Origin of the sequence: Lactiplantibacillus daoliensis (genome assembly GCF_005405005.1) — a bacterium.
GTDB lineage: Bacteria > Bacillota > Bacilli > Lactobacillales > Lactobacillaceae > Lactiplantibacillus > Lactiplantibacillus daoliensis.
In genome coordinates this window covers 1-22,682 of record NZ_BJDH01000013.1, presented here as the reverse complement: position 1 = coordinate 22,682, position 22,682 = coordinate 1, and the positions used below count along the sequence as shown (strand labels likewise).

General features: G+C 35.7%; 22 protein-coding genes. 15 read left to right on the top strand and 7 right to left on the bottom strand.

Going from position 1 to position 22,682, the window contains the following annotated elements:
- Window positions 1–127: 127 nt before the first annotated feature.
- From larD to FFM64_RS12525, 15 genes are all read left to right on the top strand, one after another.
- Entirely contained in the window at window positions 128–841 is a 714-nt protein-coding gene (gene larD, locus FFM64_RS11845; protein WP_137608245.1) for a D/L-lactic acid transporter LarD, read from the top strand.
- Window positions 842–1,003: 162 nt separating this feature from the next.
- Window positions 1,004–2,140 carry a UDP-galactopyranose mutase gene (glf, locus tag FFM64_RS11840; RefSeq protein WP_137608244.1) on the top strand — a complete coding sequence of 379 codons (1,137 nt, stop codon included), beginning with the start codon at window positions 1,004–1,006 and terminating at the stop codon, window positions 2,138–2,140.
- A 20-nt stretch (window positions 2,141–2,160) separates the two neighbouring features.
- Window positions 2,161–2,790, top strand: coding sequence for a YveK family protein (locus FFM64_RS11835; protein WP_137608243.1), 630 nt, complete (start codon window positions 2,161–2,163; stop codon window positions 2,788–2,790).
- Between the two features lie 22 nt (window positions 2,791–2,812).
- On the top strand, window positions 2,813–3,409 hold the full coding sequence (locus tag FFM64_RS11830; RefSeq protein ID WP_137608242.1) for a CpsD/CapB family tyrosine-protein kinase: 597 nt from the start codon (window positions 2,813–2,815) through the stop codon (window positions 3,407–3,409).
- Window positions 3,410–3,420: 11 nt separating this feature from the next.
- Window positions 3,421–4,602 (top strand): hypothetical protein, encoded by a 1,182-nt coding sequence (locus FFM64_RS11825; protein WP_137608241.1) that lies wholly within the window; start codon window positions 3,421–3,423, stop codon window positions 4,600–4,602.
- Window positions 4,599–5,690, top strand: coding sequence for a serine hydrolase (locus tag FFM64_RS11820; protein ID WP_137608240.1), 1,092 nt, complete (start codon window positions 4,599–4,601; stop codon window positions 5,688–5,690). Before FFM64_RS11825 ends, FFM64_RS11820 begins: the two co-directional genes overlap by 4 nt.
- Window positions 5,691–5,698: 8 nt before the next feature.
- Window positions 5,699–6,871, top strand: coding sequence for a glycosyltransferase family 4 protein (locus FFM64_RS11815; protein WP_137608239.1), 1,173 nt, complete (start codon window positions 5,699–5,701; stop codon window positions 6,869–6,871).
- On the top strand, window positions 6,868–7,773 hold the full coding sequence (locus tag FFM64_RS11810) for a glycosyltransferase family 2 protein (protein WP_137608238.1): 906 nt from the start codon (window positions 6,868–6,870) through the stop codon (window positions 7,771–7,773). The genes FFM64_RS11815 and FFM64_RS11810 overlap by 4 nt, the downstream gene beginning before the upstream one ends.
- A 5-nt stretch (window positions 7,774–7,778) precedes the next feature.
- Window positions 7,779–8,681, top strand: coding sequence for a glycosyltransferase (locus FFM64_RS11805; protein WP_137608237.1), 903 nt, complete (start codon window positions 7,779–7,781; stop codon window positions 8,679–8,681).
- 12 nt (window positions 8,682–8,693) lie between these two features.
- Complete coding sequence (locus tag FFM64_RS11800) at window positions 8,694–9,764, top strand: glycosyltransferase (RefSeq protein WP_137608236.1); 1,071 nt, start codon at window positions 8,694–8,696, stop codon at window positions 9,762–9,764.
- A gap of 57 nt (window positions 9,765–9,821) precedes the next feature.
- Window positions 9,822–10,928, top strand: a complete 1,107-nt coding sequence (locus tag FFM64_RS11795; protein WP_137608235.1) for a glycosyltransferase — start codon at window positions 9,822–9,824, stop codon at window positions 10,926–10,928.
- Window positions 10,912–11,721 (top strand): glycosyltransferase, encoded by an 810-nt coding sequence (locus FFM64_RS11790; protein ID WP_171000403.1) that lies wholly within the window; start codon window positions 10,912–10,914, stop codon window positions 11,719–11,721. The genes FFM64_RS11795 and FFM64_RS11790 overlap by 17 nt, the downstream gene beginning before the upstream one ends.
- 212 nt (window positions 11,722–11,933) lie before the next feature.
- The gene (locus FFM64_RS11785; RefSeq protein WP_223876964.1) at window positions 11,934–12,491 is read left to right on the top strand and encodes an acyltransferase; all 558 of its coding nucleotides are present in this window, start codon (window positions 11,934–11,936) and stop codon (window positions 12,489–12,491) included.
- A 368-nt stretch (window positions 12,492–12,859) separates the two neighbouring features.
- Window positions 12,860–13,840, top strand: coding sequence for an ISL3 family transposase (locus tag FFM64_RS11780; RefSeq protein WP_137608232.1), 981 nt, complete (start codon window positions 12,860–12,862; stop codon window positions 13,838–13,840).
- On the top strand, window positions 13,837–14,130 hold the full coding sequence (locus FFM64_RS12525; protein WP_414672061.1) for a transposase: 294 nt from the start codon (window positions 13,837–13,839) through the stop codon (window positions 14,128–14,130). Before FFM64_RS11780 ends, FFM64_RS12525 begins: the two co-directional genes overlap by 4 nt.
- 140 nt (window positions 14,131–14,270) lie before the next feature.
- Here FFM64_RS12525 and FFM64_RS12420 read toward each other — a convergent pair whose 3' ends face one another.
- The 7 genes from FFM64_RS12420 to FFM64_RS11750 form a co-directional block, all read right to left on the bottom strand.
- On the bottom strand, window positions 14,271–14,576 hold the full coding sequence (locus FFM64_RS12420; RefSeq protein ID WP_223876963.1) for a transposase: 306 nt from the start codon (window positions 14,574–14,576) through the stop codon (window positions 14,271–14,273).
- 6 nt (window positions 14,577–14,582) lie between these two features.
- Window positions 14,583–15,524, bottom strand: a complete 942-nt coding sequence (locus tag FFM64_RS11770; protein ID WP_223876962.1) for an IS110 family transposase — start codon at window positions 15,522–15,524, stop codon at window positions 14,583–14,585.
- Window positions 15,525–15,847: 323 nt separating this feature from the next.
- Window positions 15,848–17,266 carry an oligosaccharide flippase family protein gene (locus tag FFM64_RS11765; RefSeq protein WP_137608231.1) on the bottom strand — a complete coding sequence of 473 codons (1,419 nt, stop codon included), beginning with the start codon at window positions 17,264–17,266 and terminating at the stop codon, window positions 15,848–15,850.
- Between the two features lie 161 nt (window positions 17,267–17,427).
- Window positions 17,428–18,093 carry a sugar transferase gene (locus tag FFM64_RS11760; RefSeq protein ID WP_171000401.1) on the bottom strand — a complete coding sequence of 222 codons (666 nt, stop codon included), beginning with the start codon at window positions 18,091–18,093 and terminating at the stop codon, window positions 17,428–17,430.
- Between the two features lie 1,185 nt (window positions 18,094–19,278).
- Window positions 19,279–19,584: a transposase gene (locus FFM64_RS12415; protein WP_223876963.1), complete on the bottom strand. Its 306-nt coding sequence runs from the start codon at window positions 19,582–19,584 to the stop codon at window positions 19,279–19,281.
- A 6-nt stretch (window positions 19,585–19,590) separates the two neighbouring features.
- Window positions 19,591–20,532: an IS110 family transposase gene (locus FFM64_RS11755; protein WP_223876962.1), complete on the bottom strand. Its 942-nt coding sequence runs from the start codon at window positions 20,530–20,532 to the stop codon at window positions 19,591–19,593.
- A 218-nt stretch (window positions 20,533–20,750) separates the two neighbouring features.
- Window positions 20,751–22,148 carry an LTA synthase family protein gene (locus FFM64_RS11750; RefSeq protein ID WP_171000400.1) on the bottom strand — a complete coding sequence of 466 codons (1,398 nt, stop codon included), beginning with the start codon at window positions 22,146–22,148 and terminating at the stop codon, window positions 20,751–20,753.
- Window positions 22,149–22,682: the final 534 nt, after the last annotated feature.

The following is a 22,682-nucleotide window of genomic DNA, read 5'->3' as shown; positions in this document are numbered from 1 at the left end:
CTTTACATGTTAAACAGTTAATTTTTTGTGTATAATGGTCTTTGTGTGAAAAAAGACTGTTTGCTTTCAGAAAAGTTATGACTAGTCAAATAAAACGGCGACACAGACGCCACAGGAGGAGAATATAGTGATTCATCAGCTTCTGGCAGAGTTCATGGGAACCGCCTTGATGATTATTTTTGGTGTTGGGGTTCATTGTAGTGAAGTATTGAAAGGAACCAAGTATCGTGGTTCTGGACACATTTTTGCGATTACAACTTGGGGTTTTGGGATTACGATTTCGCTATTTATTTTTGGTAATGTTTGTATTAACCCAGCCATGGTTTTAGCGCAGTGTCTTTTAGGCAATCTACCTTGGAGTGCTTTCATTCCATATTCAATTGCTGAAGTTTTAGGTGGGGTGGTTGGTGCTGTGATCGTTTGGATCATGTACGCTGATCATTTCAAGGCTTCTGAAGGTGAGATTTCACCAATTACTATTCGTAATTTGTTCTCTACGGCACCTGCTGTTCGGAATTTGCCACGGAACTTTTTCGTTGAATTTTTCGATACGTTCCTGTTTATTTCAGGTATTTTAGCGATTTCTGAAGTGAAGACGCCTGGTATCGTGCCAATTGGTGTAGGGTTGCTTGTTTGGGCAATTGGGATGGGTCTCGGTGGCCCTACTGGTTTCGCCATGAACTTAGCTCGTGACATGGGTCCACGGATTGCACATGCAATTTTACCGATTAAAAACAAAGCTGACAGTGATTGGCAATACGGAATTATTGTTCCGGGGATTGCACCGTTTGTTGGTGCAGCTTGTGCAGCGTTGTTTATGCGCGGATTTTTTGGAATTTAACTCAAAATATAAGACAACCGGCAAGTTGCTGGCTGTCTTTTTTTGGCATTAGTTTGTTAATATATTGTTTCGGTAGGTAAAATGAGAGGGTTGCCTCTTCATTCTTAAGCTTTTTTTGATATAATGTCATAATGGAACTTTATAATTTGGAGGAGAATTAAATTGAGTAAATATGATTATCTAGTAGTCGGTGCTGGTTTATTTGGATCGGTATTTGCCCATGAAGCAGCGTTGAAGGGAAAACGTGTAAAGGTTATCGAAAAGCGAGATCATATTGCTGGTAACATTTATACTAAGAAAATTGACGGTATTCAGGTTCATCAGTACGGTGCACATATCTTTCATACGTCTGACAAACAAATTTGGGATTATGTGAACCAGTTTGCTGAATTTAACCGTTATACCAATAGCCCAGTTGCGAATTATAAGGGAAGTATGTATAACTTACCATTTAATATGAACACATTTAGCGAACTGTGGGGTGTTCGTACGCCCGCTGAAGCACAGGCCAAGATTCAAGCTCAAAAAGACTCTGTGCATTTAAGTGGACAGCCGAAAAATCTAGAAGAACAAGCTATTTCATTAATTGGAACCGATATTTATGAAAAATTAATTAAAGGTTATACAGAAAAACAATGGGGTCAAAAGGCAACGGATTTACCAGCATTTATTATTCGTCGGTTACCAGTACGCTATACTTACGACAATAATTATTTTAATGATACATATCAAGGAATCCCAATCGGCGGATATACGCAGATTGTTGAAAAGATGTTAGATCATCCTGAAATTGATGTGCAGACTGGTGTTGACTTTTTTGCGAACAAAGATGAGTATTTGGCTAACTATCCTCGAGTTATCTTTACTGGAATGATTGATCAATATTTCAACTATCAGCTGGGTGAGTTGGAATACCGGTCATTACGTTTCGAGAGTGAAGAATTGGATATTGATAATTACCAAGGTAATGCCGTAATTAACTATACTGATGCGGAGACACCATATACCCGTATTATTGAGCATAAGCATTTTGAATTCGGTAAGGGTGATGAGGGTAAGACTATCATTACGCGTGAGTATCCGGCTGACTGGAAACGTGGTGATGAACCTTATTATCCAGTAAACAATAGTCACAATAATTCGTTATATAAGAAGTATGCAAAATTAGCAAAAATGGAAGATAACGTGATGTTTGGCGGTCGATTAGGTCAATACCGATATTATGATATGCATCAAGTTATTCATGCAGCGTTGACGCTAGTTCAGTCCGAGTTTGCATCTAATGTTGGTAAGGGATAGTTAAGTTAGGGAGTATTTTTATGAACGTTGTCCAAATCTTAAAAATGTTTTATAAACACTTGGTTTTAATTTGTGGCTCGATGTTAGTGGTGGTCGTCATTGTGTTTACGCGTTCCCTTTTTTTTACGACACCGAAGTATACTGCGAGTGCACAATTGATTGCCAATAATAATACCAGCATGATTAGTACGTATAAAGAGCTTATTACAAGTGAAAAATTTCGTGAAGCAACTAGTTCTGAGTTAAAAAGATCTGATATTAGTGCTGATAATGCAAACGTACCAGTGCAATTCAATGTGATCTATACGCCAACGTCACCAATTTTTTCCATTAGCTGCACAAGTACCAGTCCCAAAGTGGCGGCAGCAAGTGCGAATATTGCCGCAAATCTGTTTGTTAATAATTTAGGAAAATATTTTTCTGGAAATTTGGTTTCAATTTACTCTAAGGCAAGTATTCCTAATGATGCAACTAAGTCTGGGTTAAAAAAAAGATTGGTTATTAGTTTAATCGCGGGTTTTATTCTAGGGACGGTATTATCTTTAATAAAAGAAATATTTGCTCGGACGTTGAGGGATTCTGATTACACAGAGAATGTTTTAGGATTAAACAATTTGGGAGTTATTCATTTGTCAAAAATGAACAAGTAGATTAGGAGAGGGAGTAGAACATATGTCTGATAAAAAGTTGTCTACAGAATTTAATATGTTAGGGGAAAAAGTTCTTGCTGAAGTTGGTAAGAATAAGTATTCGACGATTGCGTTCTATTCCGTTGACATGCCAAAATATAGGCGTACGGTAATTGCTAATATTGGTTTTTTTCTGAGTCGAAATAGTAGAGAAACTGTTTTGGTAAATTTAGATGAGAATGATGCAGCTTTTCTAACGACATTCGAATTGGAAGCTGAGGCGCCTATCGGTGTGTCAAACAATCTTCGAAATGTTTATCCGCGTAAAAAATTGGTGCGGAAAGTGGAAAATACGTGTTTATCATTTGTGCCGTATGGAACAAATGGTAGTAATTTTTTGGATACGATTAATAATCGCAATACTATTGATTTGTTTAATACCTTGAAGCATTCATATGAATTTATACTAGTAAACATGCCAACAAACATTGACGAGGTATCATTGAAAATTGCTGCAAATCTGTTTGAATCTTTTATTTTGGTCACGGACGCGAAGTCGAGCAGGCCAAAAGTCAATAGCATTGCAAAGATAGTTGGAGACGCAACATCTGACGTTATCGGTACAGTATTCGTTAGTTGAGGAGAAAAAAAGTGCAGATTTTGAAACAAAAAGTAACTGGAGCAAGTCTATTTCTTGTTGCCCTAAGTGTGTTTATCATTGTATCTAGCCTGATGACTTCCGCAATTGCTGCTAGTATTCCCAATGGTATTTATGCGGTACTCAAGTATATGTGCTTACTACTAGTTTTATTCAAAATAGTAATTTTAACAAAATATACTGTAAATCAGTTGTTGATATTGATCCCAGTCATTTCAGTTATTTGCGTCAGTGCGTTTGAATCTGGAAGTAATTTACTTTTGTTTGGCCTTGTGTTCATTATTGGTTCAAAAGATATCACGTTGGACAAAATTATTATGACATTTTTTTACGCGAGTTCATTTATAGTTATTGGATTAGCAATTCTTTCAATTATCGGAATCATACCCAACAATATCTATTATCGAGGTTCGGTTCCAAGATATTCATTTGGAAGTAATTATCCAACTGATTTTGGAGCACATATATTTTATCTTTTAGTTGCGAAGGTATATCTACGGCGAGATAGATATGGTTATAGTGATTTTATAATGGGCTTAGCATTAGCTGTTTTAATTGGGTATTTTTGTGGAGCAAGATTAGATTCAGGATTAATTGTCATTTTAAGTGTTGGAATGTTGATTATTTCAAAGCGACTTTTCAATAGAAGGGTTGTATTAAGCATATTTAATCGTGCACTACCAATGGCGTACATTTTTTTTAGTGTTTTCATTATCACACTATCCTTCACATATAATGCTGATCAGTCATGGTTTAGAAAGCTTGATGTGTTGCTGAGTGAACGGCTTTCTCTCGGGCACGTAGGTTTTGATGCATATGGCATAAAATTATTCGGTCAAAATATAGTGCAGCATGGATGGGGCGGAATTACTGGAACCATATCTGGCTATATTTATTTTTTTCTAGATTCAAGTTATATGCAGTTATTATTAATGTATGGTTTATTGCCGATGTTAATATTTATACTAGCTTATACGTATGTCTCTTTTAGAAGCATGGAAAGAGGAATGTTGGTCGTAACATTCATACTTAGCATAATTGCATTGAGTGGAATATTGGATCATCACATCATTGATTTGGCTTTTAACCCATTCTTATATGTTGTGTGGGGAAATATTCTTCCTACCTCTTTGATGAAAAAAGATTTCGAACTGAAGTTGGAGGTGAGAGCATGAAGTGGAAAGTTATCCGCTCGGTTCTGCTGCTTGCGCTGATTCCCATATTTATAATAGTGATGATTGACTTACATGATAAAAAATATAGCGTCGATTCTAACAATATACAGCCCAACTTAGAAAGCAGGATGAATAAAAAAAATGTGAGGAATGCTAATTTAACTGGTGGCAGGGATAAGCAAGTATTGGCACACTTGGATAAATATGTTAAGTTGCATCCTTTTTCTGGAACGATATCTAGTATTGAAAACGGCAAAATGCAATTACAAGTTAATTATGGTCAAAAAGATTCAGACACCGATATAACTAGTGATTCTGCATATCATGTTGGTATTCAAAGTGTTTTGAATAAAGCAATATTATTACATTTGATGAATAGCGGTAAGTTGAAATATGCAACAACGCTGGCAGTATATTTTAGAAACTTGTCTGGAGGAAAGAAGTATACTGTGGGGGATCTTTTAGAAAGTAGAGTAAGTTACTCTTCGCTAAAACCGATTCCTTATAATGTATCAGTTGAGAGTGTACTACATTCAATTCAGAAGGGTGGTCTGGTTATTAATCACGGACATGGTACGTTTAGTACTATTGATGTGTTTTTGCTTGCACAAATAATAAGTAAGGCTACAAATACTGACTACAATGAGTATGTTCAAAATGAGGTGCTGAAGAAGTTTGGTGTGTTGGATATTGGCTTGATGGATGGAGCACCTTTCTTACAGAATTATACGAATAATTTTAAATATCCCAAAAAAAATCAAAACATTGATTTTGACAGGCATTATCCTGCAACCATTGAGTACATCATTGGCGTGAACAATCTCTATTGTTCCAATGCTGATACTCTAAAAATTATTCTAGGGATATTCAATAGTAATTATTTAGATAATAACCAATTAAAAACACTCATTAAAAATATGAGCTTTACTAAAAGTGGAGGGAGATTGACGTATTTTTCAGATAATAATGGTTGTACTTCTTTAATTACGCTATACACTGGTGAAATGCATGCAGAAATTGTAACTTCGAACATAAATGCTCCACGGGATGAACTATCGGAAATCAGTAAGCAAATTAGTGGAAAGTGATGTTATAAATGAAGATTTTATATGTGTGTTCATACTCTGGGTTAACTGGCGCAACGCAAGTGATGTTGTCCAATATTGATGAACTATCCTCTAGGGTGAATTTCATTGTGGTTATTCCTAAACATGGTCCTGTAGAAGATGAGTTGAAGAAGCGTAAGATCAAATATTTCTGTATCTCATATTTTAATTGGATGGTTCCTACTGAATTAAAAAAAGAACCAGTTCAAAGGCTTAAATGGCTAGTAAAGTGTTTTATGAATATGAGTGAAACGTTGAAACTTGTTTTAATTATGTTGGTTCATAGGATTGATCTGGTGCAAATCAATACAATATATACTTCATTTGGTTACTGTGCTGCAAAGATTACTAATAAAAAAGTTGTCTGGTATGCACAAGAAGTTCCTGAAGAAGCTTCTAAGATGAGTTTTTGGAACAATCGAAAGGCAATCAAATCATTTAAGAATGCTGATGGTTTAATTTGCGTGTCAAACTTTGTAAAAGAAACAATTTTAAAGTATGGTGTGGATAAGAACAAGATTTATACTGTGTATAATAGTGTAGATTTAAAAGAGAAATTATTGATGCCTGTCTTTGATAAGCGTGACAACATAGAAATATCGGTTATTGCGGGAGTTGCAAATGAACAAAAGAATCAAATGCAGGCGTTATACGCAATTAGAATTTTAAAAAATAACGGGTACAAAGTGAATCTTAAACTGATTGGAATTGATAGCCAAAGCGATGATTCTTGGTATATACAGGGCCTTTTACGATATATATCGAAAAACAATTTAAAAGATGTTGTAGAATTGATGGGGTTTGTTAGGGATAAAGAAACTATCTATAGACATACTGATATAACTGTGTCATGTGCACGGGGAGAAGCATTTGGTCTTACAATTGGAGAGTCAATGGCTAGGGGAATCCCTGTGATTGCAGCAAATTCAGGAGCGTTTGGTGAAATCTTGGTAGGTGGCAAGAATGGTTGTTTGTACAACCCTGAAGTTGTTAATGAATTAGTGTATAGCATAGAGAGGGTAATAGACGATCAATACTATCGTGAAAAAATCATATCTAACGCTCGTGAATTTGTGCAAACAAGGCTGAGCCCCAAAAACAATGCAAAAAGAATATACGAATTATACGCAATTATTTGTTCAAGAAATGGAGAATTTAATTGAAAACATCTGCAGTAGTTGTCACATATAATAGATTATCTCTTTTGAAGGAATGTGTAAATGGATTGAAACAGCAGACAGATCCATTAGCACATATAATTATTATTAATAATGCAAGTACTGATGATACTGCTGTGTACTTAAAAGAGCTTAAAAAAAATGATAATAAAAATCAATTTATTATCTATAACTCTTCCAAGAATTTAGGTGGTGCAGCCGGGTTTAACCAGGGAATGAAAGTTTTTGTCGAGAAAACTGATGATGATTGTGTCTGGATTATGGATGATGATACGATACCACACCGTACAAGTCATAGTGCATTGAGTTCGGCTGCGGACGCGTTAGATAATAAGTTCGGTTTTTTGTGTTCAGATGTTCGCTGGACTAATGGAGCACCCGTTAACACGCCAAAGGTTGCTCCGGAGTGGCATAAGCAGATTGATAAAAATCTTGTTAAAGTTGAACAGGCAACTTTCGTATCTGTACTAATTTCTAGAAAAAACATTTTTAAATATGGTTATCCAATTTCTGAATTTGTTATTTGGGGAGACGATACAGAGTATACAACACGGTTGTCTAGAGAAGAAGAATGTTATTTTGTCAACGATAGCGTAGTGACTCATAAAACAGCCACGTATTTGGCAGGGACGACTTTTGCTAACGACGATCCGAATAGAATTTCAAGGTATGAGTATATGTATCGTAATTTAATGTACATTGCAAAAAAGTACTACACTCGAAAAAAAGTGGCGTTACAATTTTCAATTGGTATGTATGCGGGCATTAATGTTTTTTTGAAGGCTAAAACATTTCGAATGAAACGTTTGAACGCTGCGATACTTGGAAGTATTAAAGGGATATTCTTCAATCCTAAAATCGAATTTCCTGTTAAGAGGACAAAATAAAGATAATGAAATATGCATGTGTGATTGTTACCTATAATAGAAAAGAAAAACTGGACGAAGCAATTCAAAGTATTTTGAGACAGAAAGAAACAGTCACAAAAATAATCATTGTTGATAATGCATCTACAGATGGCACAAAATTATTGATGGAAAAGTATCAAGGCAGTTCAGTGATTGTTTACCATCGTTTAATAACAAACAAGGGTGGGGCGATGGGATTTTATACGGGCATCAATGATGCGTTAAAGTACGATGTCGATTGGATTTCTTTATCCGATGATGATGCAATGTATTCCGCAGATTTCTTTTCAAAGATTGCTGCTGGAATAAGTCGTAATCCTGGAGTGCAGTGCTTAACGGGAACTGTAAAGTCGAGGGATGGTAGCATTCAGTGTTCCCACCGAAAAAGTATTAAGAATATGCGTACCTTAGAAGAAAAGAATATTCCGATGACAGCATATCGTTCGGATTTTTTCCTTGATACTTTTACTTTTGTTGGAGCAGTCATAAAAAAGACGTTAATTTCAACTATTGGACTACCTGAGAAAGATTTCTTTATTTGGAAAGATGATGATGAGTATTCGTTGAGGGTTCGCCGACATACACAGATAAAAAACATATCGGATGCAGTAGTGGTTCATTTAAACTCGAATAAAGAGAGGGGGTTTTCTCCAGACTGGAAGGAGTATTATGGCATAAGAAATAGACTTATTATTGAAAATAAGTATGCTGATGTGTCTGTTCAGTTGGTGTTTAAAAATATTAAATTTATTTTAAAGCGATTTGGCGCAATTTTACTCAAGCCAACACATTATCCGTATATATACTATCTTACTAGGCAATTAGTTGATGGATATATTGATGGATTGAAAGGAAAACAAGGTATAAACGAAAGATACAGGCCTTAGAATAATATACTTATGTTAGATATATTAGTAACGTATCCAAAGCTATCGGGAAATGGTGGAATTGAAACGGTTTTGACTAGTTTGTTAAATAGCTATGAGAAGAACAACCGAAGTATACAACTTTTTTTACCTGGTGGATCCGAACAAGTCGATTGGATACAATCTGTTCATGATAGTGAAAAAAAAATAAAATTAAAAAATAGCAAGACATTGTTTGGTCAATTGATAGCAACTTTTATTTATGTACTTTACATGAATCCGAAAGTGGTAATTGTATTAAGCAAAGGCCAAATTATGGCGTGTTTTCTCGCAAAAATTTTCAATCGAAAATTGAAAATAGTCTCTTGGAATCATTTTTCGTTAGATGTTACGAGGTCGAAAAAACTATTAAGAGTATTCAAGTTGTGTGATGCACATTTGTCAATTAGTTCTGGAATCAGCAAGCAACTTGCAAAATTGGGAATAGAAGAAGAAAAAATTTATACAATATACAATCCAATAAAAAAAGTTACAAACAGTATTCCAAGATCAGTTGGCAACGTACATCAAGTCTATTATATTGGAAGGGTTCAGTTCACCGGACAAAAGAATCTTTCAGAATTGTTCAAAGTTTTAGCAGGACTGAAAAATTTGAAATGGCATTTGACTATTATTGGTGGGGAAACTGATCTAGATAAAGAAAAACTTCTTAATCTTGCTACTGAATTGCAGATTACAGCAAATATTTCATGGTTAGGTTGGGTTAAAAGCCCCTGGGAACACGTGAAATCGGCAGATGCACTTGTGTTAACATCAAATTTTGAAGGGTTGCCTATGATTTTGTGTGAAGGAATTGCGCATGGAATACCAGTCATGTCAAGTGACTGTGAGACTGGGCCGGTTGACATTGTAGATAATAATGTTAACGGATATTTATATCACCTTCATGATGTCCAAGACGGCACTCAAAAATTAGCACGGTTATTGCGCAGTAGAAAAAAATTTTCTGACACGGGAAGTATTTGTAAAACTGCTGAAAAATTTTCTGAATCTGAGTATTTTACACGATTTGATAGTTTAATTACCAGTTTGATTGGTGACTAAATATACTGGGTGTATGATGTCATGGGGAAAATGCTAATTGTAGGAGGAAATGTTTAATTGATAATTATTCACTTTGCTGAGTATGCGTACGGAGGAGTTGCTTCATATTTAAGGAGTACAATTCAGTCACAATGTTCAAATGATAAAGTTAATAAGGTCATATTATTCTGTAGTGATGAAAAATCAGAATCGTTTGATTTTTCATCTAATAAGTTTGTAAATGTTCGATATCACTATAGAAGAAATTTGAATGGAATTTTTAAGATGCTGACTGTTGCAAAAAAGGCAATCTCGATGAAACCAGATATTATACATTTTCATAGTACGTTTGCGGGGTTATGCAGGCTTCTTATCCCGTTAAAACGAGGGTATGCAGTTTTCTATTCTTCGCATGGGTGGTCATTCTTGCGGCAGACCGATGGTGAGCTAAAACATGTGATTTATGCTTTGATTGAAAGAGCACTGTCTATTAAGACAGATAAAATAATTAATATCTCAAAGTTTGAGCAAAAGGCAGCGTTGAAGCGTCGGTTACCTAAAGGAAAAATGATTGTAATCTATAATTCGATTTTACCGACTGTGACTATTGATAAAAATATCCCTTCTCCATTTAAAAATGAGTCTACTTTGAAAATTGGATTCATTGGAAGACTAGATAGTCCGAAAGGTTTTCCATTTTTGATCAAAGCGTTAAATAGAATGGATCTTTCCTGGGAATTAATGGTTATTGGGGAAAGTGTTGTTGATGACGATGAACCTTATAAAGCTGTAGATGAGAGTAAAATTCACTTTTTAGGTTGGATTGATCATCAATATATCGATTCTTATTTTGCTTTTTTAGATTTTTTAATTGTTCCATCTCGATGGGAAGGCTTTGGGTTGGTTGCGCTGGAAAGTATGAAAAATTCAAAACCAGTTTTAGCATCTGATGCAGGTGGGCTTCCGGAGATTGTCAAAGATGGTGTTAATGGGTATATTTTTCAGAAAATGTCCTCAGAATCCTTCGAAAGGCAGTTCAAAAAAATGAAAGATTCGGATCTTAAAAAATTAGGTGCTAATGGCAGGAGGATAATGGTAGATAAATTTAACTATAGTTATTTGCAAGAACTTCTGTTTAAGGCATATGAGACCGAATTGGGAGAGAAAAATGGAGTTAAAGGATAAAGTTTCGGTTATTATGTCTACGAAAAATGGTGAAGCATATATATGGACTGCTATTCAGTCCATTCTTGAGCAGAGTCAGTGTCCCGTACCAATAATAGTTGTCGATGATGGTTCGAGTGACAGGACTGCAGAAATATTATCTAAAGTTTCAAAACAATATAAAACAATCAAGGTTCTGCGTAATTTCGGTTCTAAAGGACTCGCATATTCGTTGAATTTAGCATTAGCCGAAGTGCAAACTGAATATGTTGCAAGGATGGATGATGACGACATATCATTACATAATCGGCTTGAAACAGAGATTAAATTTTTAGAGGGACATGCGGAATACGGGTTTGTTGGCACTGGAGCAAAACTATTTGATCAAAAGGGTATTTATGGGGAGTGGTTGCCTAAAAAAACTTTAACTTTGAATGATCTATTCATAGGTAGAGTATACATTCATCCGACGGTGGTTTTTAGAACTAAAGTATTGAAAGCCGTTGGTGGTTATTCGGAAATGTCGCAGATGAATAGAATTGAAGATTGGAATTTGTGGTTGAGGTTATATAGTAAAGGTTTTGAGGGATATAATTTACAGGAAGCATACTTTCAATATCGAGAGGATAATGGTTCTTTTAAAAAGAGAAATTTCAAGAGGCGAATTAATCAGTATCAAATGCTAACATACTGGCGTAAGCAGTTTAAATTACATGGTAAGTATTATTTGTATCCATATTTGCCGGTAATTAAAGGCATATTTCCACAACAGCTTATTCGTATTTATCATAAAGTTAAGTATGGGCATAAATAGTGATATTGATAGGAATTTCTGCCTGTCACAGGGTTAATAAAGTACGAATTTTTATTTGCTCGGGAAATGTTGCATCTGGTTTTTGTGTAGATGTTTCAATATTTGTGACACACATCTTTAACATGTATGTCAGCATGTCTATATTTATTTGAGGGGCGGTTATAATGAAGTTTATAAAAGCAATACGGTTGAACCCTTTTAAGAGTATTCTGATGGATAAGAAAATGCGTATACGAGTTTTTCCAAAGGTTCATGTTGGCATGATCCGTTGTGGAGCAATTGATGTGTTTGGACGATTGAATTTAGGAAATACATGGCCAGGTCTGGGATATTATGAGTCTCAGTTAAAAGTTGAATCTGACGCGACTCTTGTTGTGAAGGGAAATTTTGATATATATTCTGGCTTCTTGATTACTGTCAATGATGGTGGAACGTTAATTTTAGGCAGTGGCTTCATCAATTATAGGTGTAATATTGCCTGTTTTAATAGAATTGAGATTGGTGATGATGTCGCAATTTCTGAAAATGTTGTCATCAGAGATTCTGATAATCATCGTATTTGTAACACGGGTTATGTTATCTCAAAGCCTATTAAAATAATGGACCATGTTTGGATTGGAATGAATTCGACAGTTTTAAAGGGTGTTACGATTGGGGAAGGATCAATTATAGCAGCTGGTGCAGTGGTAACTAAGGACGTGCCAAGCCATTGTTTGGTAGCGGGTGTTCCTGCAAGAATTATTCGTCGTGATGTTTCTTGGAAAAATTAAGAATATGCAGTAAATTTTTCAAGCCCTCGATCAACCGCCATTGGTAATCGACTATCAGTTAGTGCCAAGCCGCTTTGTGGCTTGGTACTTTTTGTACACTAAGCATCAAGCAAATTTGTAATCTGAAATTTACGAAGCTTTTAAATCCGGCTCTAAAATATCCGCTGCCAGTAATCGAGATTTTTCTGGTTCTAAAATATCTGTTGTTGGTAATCAAGATAAATCTTGATTACTGGCAACAGGTATTTTTTATGCTCTTTTAAGTGTTATATAGTGTAAACTAAAATGAGTGCAAAAAAATAGACATAGTCACAAGGCTTTTGTCTATCCACTACCACATTTCAAGAAGAAAGAAAGCGACTATATCCATGGATAATGATACTAGAGTATTGCTCGGAATTGAAGACCAAAACATCAAAAAGATTCATATTATCAAAGAAAAACATCAAATCATCGCTGAGGCGGTTTTGGACTATCGTCCAAAAGCTTGCCCAAAGTGTGGTATTAAAAATGATCATAAAGTCATTAAATACGGTTGGCGTTCGACCAACGTAAAGCTCCCACGTGTCAGTGAACAAGACGTGATCTTACACTTGAAAAAACGTTATTTTAAATGTCGAGAATGTACAAGCTATTTTCTAGCTCAAACGTCGTTAACCGCAAAAAATCATACAATTTCACGTAATACTCAATTCTCTTGTCTTGAAAAACTCACTGAAGCAGTTTCGATGCGGCACATTGCCAATGAATTAAGTATTTCATCTACAACAATTATTCGATTCTTACACTCGTATGAACGAGATATCAAAACTCATTACGACTGGTTGCCGGCCGTAATGAATATGGACGAGATCAAGTCAACGAAGGATGCCAAAGGCACCATGAGTTTCGTCTTTATGGACGGAGTAAAGAAGCAATTTATTGATATTCTCGAATCTCGTACAATTCGTGATTTGACTAAGTACTTCAACCGTTACAGTAAAGCCAGTCGTGATCGAGTTCAAGTTCTTGTGACCGACATGAACTATACTTATCCCAAATTAACAGAGAAGGTATTTCCAAATGCGGTTGTCGTAACGGATCGCTTTCACGTCGTGAATAATGTTGTTGTAGGTTTCAATCAAACTCGTATCCGGGTGATGAAAAGGTTTGCCCATTCTAGTCAAGAGTACAAAGCATTGAAGCGCTACTGGAAACTCCTTTTAAAACCTAATGGTGAATTAGACTTTATTAATTATCGCAAGTTCACGTATGTATCTGACCAGACTACTGAAAACAACTGGTCGAAACCCTATTGGGTTTCGATAAAGAACTTAATCACGCTTATGAAGCATTACAGGCAATTATGAGTGCAGTAAGGCTACGCGATGAGGGTCGACTACTGAATGTTCTTAACCCAGAGCAAGCATATCCAGAAGAAATGGAGAAACACCTAGCTTCCCTCAGGGATAATCAGGAATCTATTGAGAACGCCTTAAAATATAACTATTCGAATGGACCGCTTAAAGGAACCAATAATAAACTCAAGGTACTTAAACGAGTTGCATATGGCTTTAGAAGCTTCGTAAACTTTAGATTACGAATTCGCTTGATGTTTAGTGTGCAAAAAGTGCCTAGCCACAAGGCGGCTAGGCACTAAAAGATAACTGATTACCAACAACAGTTCTAGTAGAATGTCAAATATCTATTTTTCAAAAAAAGAGTAAACTAAAAAGTGACAGCTTACTAGGAAAAAAAGCTGTCATAAATGTTAGGTGTAACGATACTCAAATAATGAGCTTAATGGGAAGTTTTAGTATAATCATAAGCTTGGTTCGTGCAGACCAAGTTCATAATTGTCCTATCAAGCCTATTCACACAAGCAATTGTGGCAACCATGTCCGGTTTAGGATGTGGTTCTTTTTTTAATTTGTAATAATAATCCACGATATGATTATTCATTCGTGCTTTATTTCTGAGCATGCTCCTGATCATCTCAACCATGATATAGCGAGCACTATTTTGACCTCTCCGGTTTATCCGGTCGGCTTCCTTAAAGCCACCAGACTGAACTCGTCGTAAATCAATTCCAACATAAGCGTTCAATTGCTTTTAGGTCGAAAACCTTTTAATTTCACCCGTGAATCCTAGTAACAGTGCCGTGGATATTTCTCCTACGCCGGGAATACTTGTGATGAGATTAAACTCTGGCAAAGTTCTTGCGTAAGTAATTAATTGTCGTTTCAATGCATCATGGACTTGGTTATACTGCTGGATTTCTTCACAGTATTCATGAATCTGGTCAATTAAAAACGAATCTGCAGGTTGTGCAGGATAGGACAGCTGACCTGCCTGCCAAACTTGCTTACATCGACGTAAAATTAAATCCGAATGGATTTTAGAGCTCACACAACTAGTAACTTGTTTAGCCATTGTTTCTGGAATATATCCAATCAAAAAGTCTGGGTGAGGATATAAACTAACAAAAGTTAGTCCTAACACTGACCGAATTGGGTTAAATATATCATTTAGTTCTGAAAAGGTTTGATCTAGTGCCGCATGTAAATGGTTCATCGTCCGCGAACGTTCCTTAGTTATCTCTAAATATCGATGTGCCATTAGATGAAGCTGTTCATACGGTTTAGAGTATGGCCTACGGCTATGGATTAACGTCCTTTGCTCAATTCCAAGAAGCGCTAGTTTAATTGCATCTGATCGATCAGTTTTCTGTCTTCGTAATCCTGCCATACGGATTGACGACTCCAAAGGATTTATTTCCAAATAATGTAATCCTTCGTCGTTAAAGAACCGCGTCAGCGTTCTAGAATAAATACCCGTAGTCTCGAACACTGTTGTTACTGGCAGATCATTTGTAATTACAGATTTAAGCTTTGAAAAACCAGCCTTATTATGAGTAATCTGAAACTCCTTAATCACCGTGTGATCATGCAAAAGCGCACAGCTACTTTTCCCTCGACTGACATCAATACCCAAAACATGCACTTTATCACCTTCCAAATATTTTTGAGGCAACAACAACATAGATCCGTTCATTTTCTACGCTCGATCTTAAAGACCCACATCCTAAATCTAACTATTCACTACGTGTTGCTGGGCCAGTTTGACACTCGGAATTTATATTCCACTGGTGTTGACGACCTCAACCTCAATTTAAGTATAGTAAAAGAGGTATCAAGATTGTCGTCACAATCTTGATACCTCTTACTTTAGGATGTTTGACAAAGAACCATTTTTCTTGATTACGAACAACGGATTTTTTTAATCATTTTTCACTTTTAATTTATCAAAGTAAACACTATGTGTTGATTTGTGGATTATAACCAACAGGAGCTTAATTGTGTATCTTGAAGAGAGCATCAAATATTTAAATGTAATTTATTTAAATGTTTTAGTATTGATGGCTGTAGTACTAAAATACTGCCAATATAAGTTAAGATACCAATGGAAATTTGAGCAGATAGGTTAAAAGTGTTAACTTTCATGATTAGACTCAATGGAAATACAAAAATAAACATTAGAAATCCAGCAACTGAATACTTCCAAAGGTTTTTAAATAGAATACTTGGAAGTAAATCGGAATGAACAACATAAAGTTGATATACTGTTACACACAATTCCGAAATTAGGGTTGCAATCATTGCGCCACTAACACCTAAAAGCAATATGAGTGGAATATTAATGAGAATATTAACAACTGCTCCGATTGTGACTGATAACGTGAATTGGCGCGTACGCTTTGTCGGCAGAAGGTATTGCTGTCCTATAACATTACTTAAACCAATTAGAACGATAACTGGAGCTTCAATGATGAGAAGTATACCAACAGAATTAAATTGCTGACCGAAAAATAGTGGAGCTAATGGAATTGCAATAGAGGCAACGCCAAAGGCCATAGGTATTGAAATTGCCAGTACAAAATCAAAAGAATTGTATAAATAATACTTCACAGCAGAAAATTTTCGATTTGCAAATAGGTTAGCAATGTGTGGAAGCATTACGGTACCAGTTGCAGTTACTATTGCTAAAACAAGTTTTATAAGTTTGTCTGAGTAGTCGTAGTATCCTGAAGCAGATACTGAATCTAGTTTCCATAACATAGTTTTGTTCAGAGCTAGATAAATACTGGTTGCAATTTGTGGTATAAATAAAACTAATGAAGGTTTTAAGTGTTTCAGAATGTGTAGAGCGTTCCATTTAGGTGCCAAAACACTTTTTTTGAGATACGGCCAAAGTGTTAAATTGCCAATTAATTGCGTGATAGACAATATACCAATATATTTGGTGACGTCCGTGTTATGTCGAACTAAGATAAAGATTGCAAATAATGAGACTATTTTTACCATTGCGTTTCGAAGTACAGTCTTTTTGAAGTCTTCAAGTCCCATAAAGTACCAGGAAATATCGAATGCTCCAGCAATAATATAAAATGATTGATAAAAAAATTCAATTTTATACTCATGCTGGAAAGAAAGAAACAGCAAAAACATGATGTAAGAGAGACTGATCATGAGTATCTGAAGAAATTCAATTTCCCAAAAGGTTTTTGAACGCTTAATAATATTATCACGTGTAAATGCAATTTCACGATTACCGTAAATAGTTATACCTACCGTACCTGCCAATAAGAAATAGGTAATCACGGAATTTGTTGATGCGTTAATTCCAACACCAACAGGTCCGATTACTCGAGAAATATATGGGACTGTTATTAGTGGAGTTAATAATATCAAAATATTATAGCCAGCATTGTATAAATAATTTTTTATTAATTTCATCGTAGAAAAGTAGCCCCTATGCTATTGATCAAATGGTAATAAATTTGATTCTTTCGATTATGTGAGCAGTGTATCACGTTTTTTAACAATTGAATTAGATGAACATACTTAATAAAACGCCGCTAAATGTATCAAGAACATTTGGCGGTGTTTTTAAAATACTAATAAGCATTTGGCTTTATGAAAACTATCAAAGTTTTTATAATAACGTATAAATCGAACCCGATACTTCGACGTGAAATATAAATTAAATCAAGTTTTACCATTTCATCAAACCCGACACTGTTACGAACTGTTGCCTGCCATAGACCAGTACATCCAGGCTTAACGGTTAACCGTTGCTTGTCGTAATCGGTATATTCTTCAACCTCTCGAGGCAACGGTGGTCTTGGACCGACAAGGCTCATTTGACCTAACAGTACGTTGAGTAATTGTGGTAATTCATCGATGCTGTATTTTCTAATAAATCGTCCTGTTTTTGTAACTCTAGGATCATCATGCATCTTGAACATAGCACCATCAATTTCATTTTGGTTTAATAGTCGCGTTAGCAATTCGTCAGCGTTTGAAACCATTGATCGAAATTTATACATCTTAAATGGAGTTTGATTTTTACCTAAGCGAATTTGTGAGTAGAAAACACTCCCCTTAGGATCTTCTATCTTGATGGCAATCGCAACCAGCAGAAATAATGGAAATAGGATAACTAAGCCAGCTAGACTGGCTAAAAAGTCAAACCCCCTTTTGATTGCACGATAACCATAACGTTTATGTTGTCGATCCACATCAATTGTGATGGGCCTAATTTCCCGTTCCTTGTATTCCATTATATACACCCTAAACTTCCTCTTTATTTTCCCCAAATCGGGTACAATGGAATAAGTGCCAAAAAGTATGAAGCTCATATTCTTTTCTGTACTGTTCCATTCTGACTATGTTGACATGTCTCAGCTCGGTCAAATAATAATGTATTCTTTTATCAAACAAGAATTAAAGTATTCACTCACATTATACCAAAGAATATATGATATGTAAGTGAATTTTAACAGGTTTTGCCCGGTTTGCAAGCATAATAATGTTATGAAAAATGAGTCACCTAGTTTTGACTAAACAATATTGTAAAGCTTCTACATATTTTCTTACTATATTGGAAGTTTGGTAAAATTCAGTAAAAAAATCAAACTTGTTCTTAATCTTAAGGGAAAAAGTCGAGAATAGTTCAACACACTAGTCAATCAATTCAATGTTAGCAATATAAAGATATTCTAATCTTGGGATAGTTACTTCCAGAGACGCGTTGTTGAAAGGCTAAATCATTGGAAATGCAGACATAGATTATTATAGACCGGCTAAGATGTAAGGGAATCAAATTTGAAAAATTTGTATTCGGTAACTTTAAAAGTCATCCATAAATTGTCGGCATTTGTTAGATAATTATTACGGAGTAGGACTGTAAGTTCAGAAGAGATTTGTTTGTACAAGCGTTTGTTGTGGAAAGATTTGATAATGTTTGCATTCAGCTTCAAAAAACGCTCAAGTATCTTAAAGCCTGCAAAAAAAGCGATACCAGTTATAATTTTATCAGCATGCCTTTGATTTACTGACTAAACTGTATTGCCAGATTTCTGAAGACGCCAGCCAATAGAATGGTCATCGTTTGCCTAACTGAGGATTGTAAATACTTAACACTCATCAAAAACATGATGAAATATCAGAACTTGAGCGGTTCAGCAGATGTTGTGAAATGAAGAATCAAGCAGATCATTTGTGCGACGTGTGGTTAAAAAATGGTCATATCTTTATATGAGTATACGAATTGAATTTACAATCAAAGTCAAAAAAAGAAGCCAACTCGAAAATGAATTGGTTTCACATAGAATCATTCATCAACAGCTGTTCTAGTAGAATGTCAAATATCTATTTTTCAAAAAAAGAGTAAACTAAAAAGTGACAGCTTACTAGGAAAAAAAGCTGTCATAAATGTTAGGTGTAACGATACTCAAATAATGAGCTTAATGGGAAGTTTTAGTATAATCATAAGCTTGGTTCGTGCAGACCAAGTTCATAATTGTCCTATCAAGCCTATTCACACAAGCAATTGTGGCAACCATGTCCGGTTTAGGATGTGGTTCTTTTTTTAATTTGTAATAATAATCCACGATATGATTATTCATTCGTGCTTTATTTCTGAGCATGCTCCTGATCATCTCAACCATGATATAGCGAGCACTATTTTGACCTCTCCGGTTTATCCGGTCGGCTTCCTTAAAGCCACCAGACTGAACTCGTCGTAAATCAATTCCAACATAAGCGTTCAATTGCTTTTAGGTCGAAAACCTTTTAATTTCACCCGTGAATCCTAGTAACAGTGCCGTGGATATTTCTCCTACGCCGGGAATACTTGTGATGAGATTAAACTCTGGCAAAGTTCTTGCGTAAGTAATTAATTGTCGTTTCAATGCATCATGGACTTGGTTATACTGCTGGATTTCTTCACAGTATTCATGAATCTGGTCAATTAAAAACGAATCTGCAGGTTGTGCAGGATAGGACAGCTGACCTGCCTGCCAAACTTGCTTACATCGACGTAAAATTAAATCCGAATGGATTTTAGAGCTCACACAACTAGTAACTTGTTTAGCCATTGTTTCTGGAATATATCCAATCAAAAAGTCTGGGTGAGGATATAAACTAACAAAAGTTAGTCCTAACACTGACCGAATTGGGTTAAATATATCATTTAGTTCTGAAAAGGTTTGATCTAGTGCCGCATGTAAATGGTTCATCGTCCGCGAACGTTCCTTAGTTATCTCTAAATATCGATGTGCCATTAGATGAAGCTGTTCATACGGTTTAGAGTATGGCCTACGGCTATGGATTAACGTCCTTTGCTCAATTCCAAGAAGCGCTAGTTTAATTGCATCTGATCGATCAGTTTTCTGTCTTCGTAATCCTGCCATACGGATTGACGACTCCAAAGGATTTATTTCCAAATAATGTAATCCTTCGTCGTTAAAGAACCGCGTCAGCGTTCTAGAATAAATACCCGTAGTCTCGAACACTGTTGTTACTGGCAGATCATTTGTAATTACAGATTTAAGCTTTGAAAAACCAGCCTTATTATGAGTAATCTGAAACTCCTTAATCACCGTGTGATCATGCAAAAGCGCACAGCTACTTTTCCCTCGACTGACATCAATACCCAAAACATGCACTTTATCACCTTCCAAATATTTTTGAGGCAACAACAACATAGATCCGTTCATTTTCTACGCTCGATCTTAAAGACCCACATCCTAAATCTAACTATTCACTACGTGTTGCTGGGCCAGTTTGACACTCGGAATTTATATTCCACTGGTGTTGACGACCTCAACCTCAATTTAAGTATAGTAAAAGAGGTATCAAGATTGTCGTCACAATCTTGATACCTCTTACTTTAGGATGTTTGACAAAGAGCCACAGTTATTGACAAGGAGCTATATTAATTAATTTTTGTCATGAAATTAGTCTTACTGACATAAGATTTGCCAGCGGTTAGATCATACTGAACCATTTTATAATCTTCATATAATTGACGTTGTTTCGCGTTTAATTTATTTAGATGAGTTTGCTGATTGTTTTGGTTAACCAATAATGTAGCATCACCGTTTTGACTGTCCGTCGCCATTGCGGGTAGTTTCTCCAATACTTCGGTAATAAGCGCATAGTAGGGCGTAACCTTCTGGTTCATGTGTGCCAATACTAGTGCTGAGAGGGTATTGGAACCAGCAACCTTAGTATTTGTACGTAACTTAGTCTGACCATAGCCGTGCTGGCGTGCGTAACTATTACTGTAGATGAAGTAATCAGGCTCATGTAATGGTATGTTGTAACGAGCCATACTATCGCCGTTATAAATGCCTGCAAGATGATCACCATACCAAAGGACTGTGATTGGCCGTTGTATTTTATCAAGTTGATTAATAAAGACGCGGGTCGAAGAATCTGTTAAATGAATGCCTTGGGTGTAATTAGTGATTTCTTTTTTGGTATTCTTGCTGGCTTTTCCATGAATCTTGTATGCATCATGGTAGTATTTGTTTGTGTACGGCAGATGATTTTGCATGGTTGCTAAACTAATAAATTGGCCAGCTTGTTTGTGCTTAAGTTGCCAAAGAACATTGTTGTAAGATTCATCGTCGCCAATCAGGTCACTTTTTTGAATCTTCTTGGTATAGTGTAATTTTTGGTTGCCAGTTGAATCGGTGTTCCTGAAAGTTTGAAAGCCGAATTTTTTATACACTGCGACCCGCCGGTAAAACGTACCGGTATTGGTATGAATGGCATTTTTATTTTTAAATAAATCGGTAATCGCGTAAGCTTTTTTCTGATTAGGCACAAGTTGTGTAAAAGGCGTTGTCAGTGTTTTTGAGAAGAAGCTCAAGTCTAAGCTGGTATCAACCATATATTCCATGTTCGCCGTCCCACCACCGTATCCAGAACTGAGCATCTTACCGGAAGTCGTTTCTTGTTTGATCTTACGGATTTTTGGAATCGGGTCGGCACTGACTTTTAGATGGGGAACGCGAGTTGGGTCTGAAAAACTTTCGCTTAGGACATAAATTAAAGTCTGTTTATTGATGTTGGACTGTGATCGCTTTTTGTTAATAGTAGTGGCAGTTTTCGAGTATTTTTCCACAATTGATATCATTCGAGCCTGTGAGTATCCCTCAGGTTTATCCATGATTGTTGTATCAATCGAATTGATGAAGGCTAAAAGTGCACCATTATTGCTAGCTGATTCGTCCAGGCTCCAAGTATATGAAGTGTCTCCAAATTTGGTGAATACTTTAGCAGGAATACTGTTAGGATGATTAATCCTAAGGAAGGATAAAATCATGAAAACTGTTGCGCACAGACCGACAATTCGAGTAGGTAGGTTTAAAAAATGTTTAGGGAATTTTTGTTGCTTAAAGCCCAAATAATTAAGCAAAATTACGAAAATACAAAGTATTATTATTAGGATGATACTCTTTAGTCTAATCATTGAAACAAGTTGGCCGGTATTTGAAATCATTGTTAGGTCACTAAACAACAGTGGTTCTTGACGAAAAAACATTTTTTGGTTGCTGATAAAGCCAAAAATCAGGATACTGTCTATAAACAGACTGTTGCCAATCCACAGACGATTAACAATGCTAGTAATTCCCCAACCAAAAATTGTTAAAAGTAATACACTAAATATGTAGATTCTTTTATGAAAAAGAGCCCAGCTAATTGCCCCATATATGTTACCGAATAGAAGATATTGAATGAGAATTAGTAAGAACGCAGCTTCAACAGCAAATAAAACTAATCGCGCGTTTTATAATCAAGTTAGCCAAATACTTTTAGCTAATTGATAAAATAAAAAACACCAAGACAAATCTCTGTT

Excerpts from the sequence above, each read along its gene's own strand:
- FFM64_RS11835 (WP_137608243.1), top strand. The coding sequence starts at position 2,161 with ATGAACGTTGTCCAAATCTTAAAAATGTTTTATAAACACTTGGTTTTA.
- FFM64_RS11830 (WP_137608242.1), top strand. The coding sequence starts at position 2,813 with ATGTCTGATAAAAAGTTGTCTACAGAATTTAATATGTTAGGGGAAAAA.
- FFM64_RS11820 (WP_137608240.1), top strand. The coding sequence starts at position 4,599 with ATGAAGTGGAAAGTTATCCGCTCGGTTCTGCTGCTTGCGCTGATTCCC.
- FFM64_RS11815 (WP_137608239.1), top strand. The coding sequence starts at position 5,699 with ATGAAGATTTTATATGTGTGTTCATACTCTGGGTTAACTGGCGCAACG.
- FFM64_RS11805 (WP_137608237.1), top strand. The coding sequence starts at position 7,779 with ATGAAATATGCATGTGTGATTGTTACCTATAATAGAAAAGAAAAACTG.
- FFM64_RS11800 (WP_137608236.1), top strand. The coding sequence starts at position 8,694 with ATGTTAGATATATTAGTAACGTATCCAAAGCTATCGGGAAATGGTGGA.
- FFM64_RS11790 (WP_171000403.1), top strand. The coding sequence starts at position 10,912 with ATGGAGTTAAAGGATAAAGTTTCGGTTATTATGTCTACGAAAAATGGT.
- FFM64_RS11785 (WP_223876964.1), top strand. The coding sequence starts at position 11,934 with ATGGATAAGAAAATGCGTATACGAGTTTTTCCAAAGGTTCATGTTGGC.
- FFM64_RS11780 (WP_137608232.1), top strand. The coding sequence starts at position 12,860 with ATGGATAATGATACTAGAGTATTGCTCGGAATTGAAGACCAAAACATC.
- FFM64_RS12525 (WP_414672061.1), top strand. The coding sequence starts at position 13,837 with ATGAGTGCAGTAAGGCTACGCGATGAGGGTCGACTACTGAATGTTCTT.
- FFM64_RS11770 (WP_223876962.1), bottom strand. The coding sequence starts at position 15,524 with ATGAACGGATCTATGTTGTTGTTGCCTCAAAAATATTTGGAAGGTGAT.
- FFM64_RS11765 (WP_137608231.1), bottom strand. The coding sequence starts at position 17,266 with ATGAAATTAATAAAAAATTATTTATACAATGCTGGCTATAATATTTTG.
- FFM64_RS11760 (WP_171000401.1), bottom strand. The coding sequence starts at position 18,093 with ATGGAATACAAGGAACGGGAAATTAGGCCCATCACAATTGATGTGGAT.
- FFM64_RS11755 (WP_223876962.1), bottom strand. The coding sequence starts at position 20,532 with ATGAACGGATCTATGTTGTTGTTGCCTCAAAAATATTTGGAAGGTGAT.
- FFM64_RS11750 (WP_171000400.1), bottom strand. The coding sequence starts at position 22,148 with ATGATTTTATCCTTCCTTAGGATTAATCATCCTAACAGTATTCCTGCT.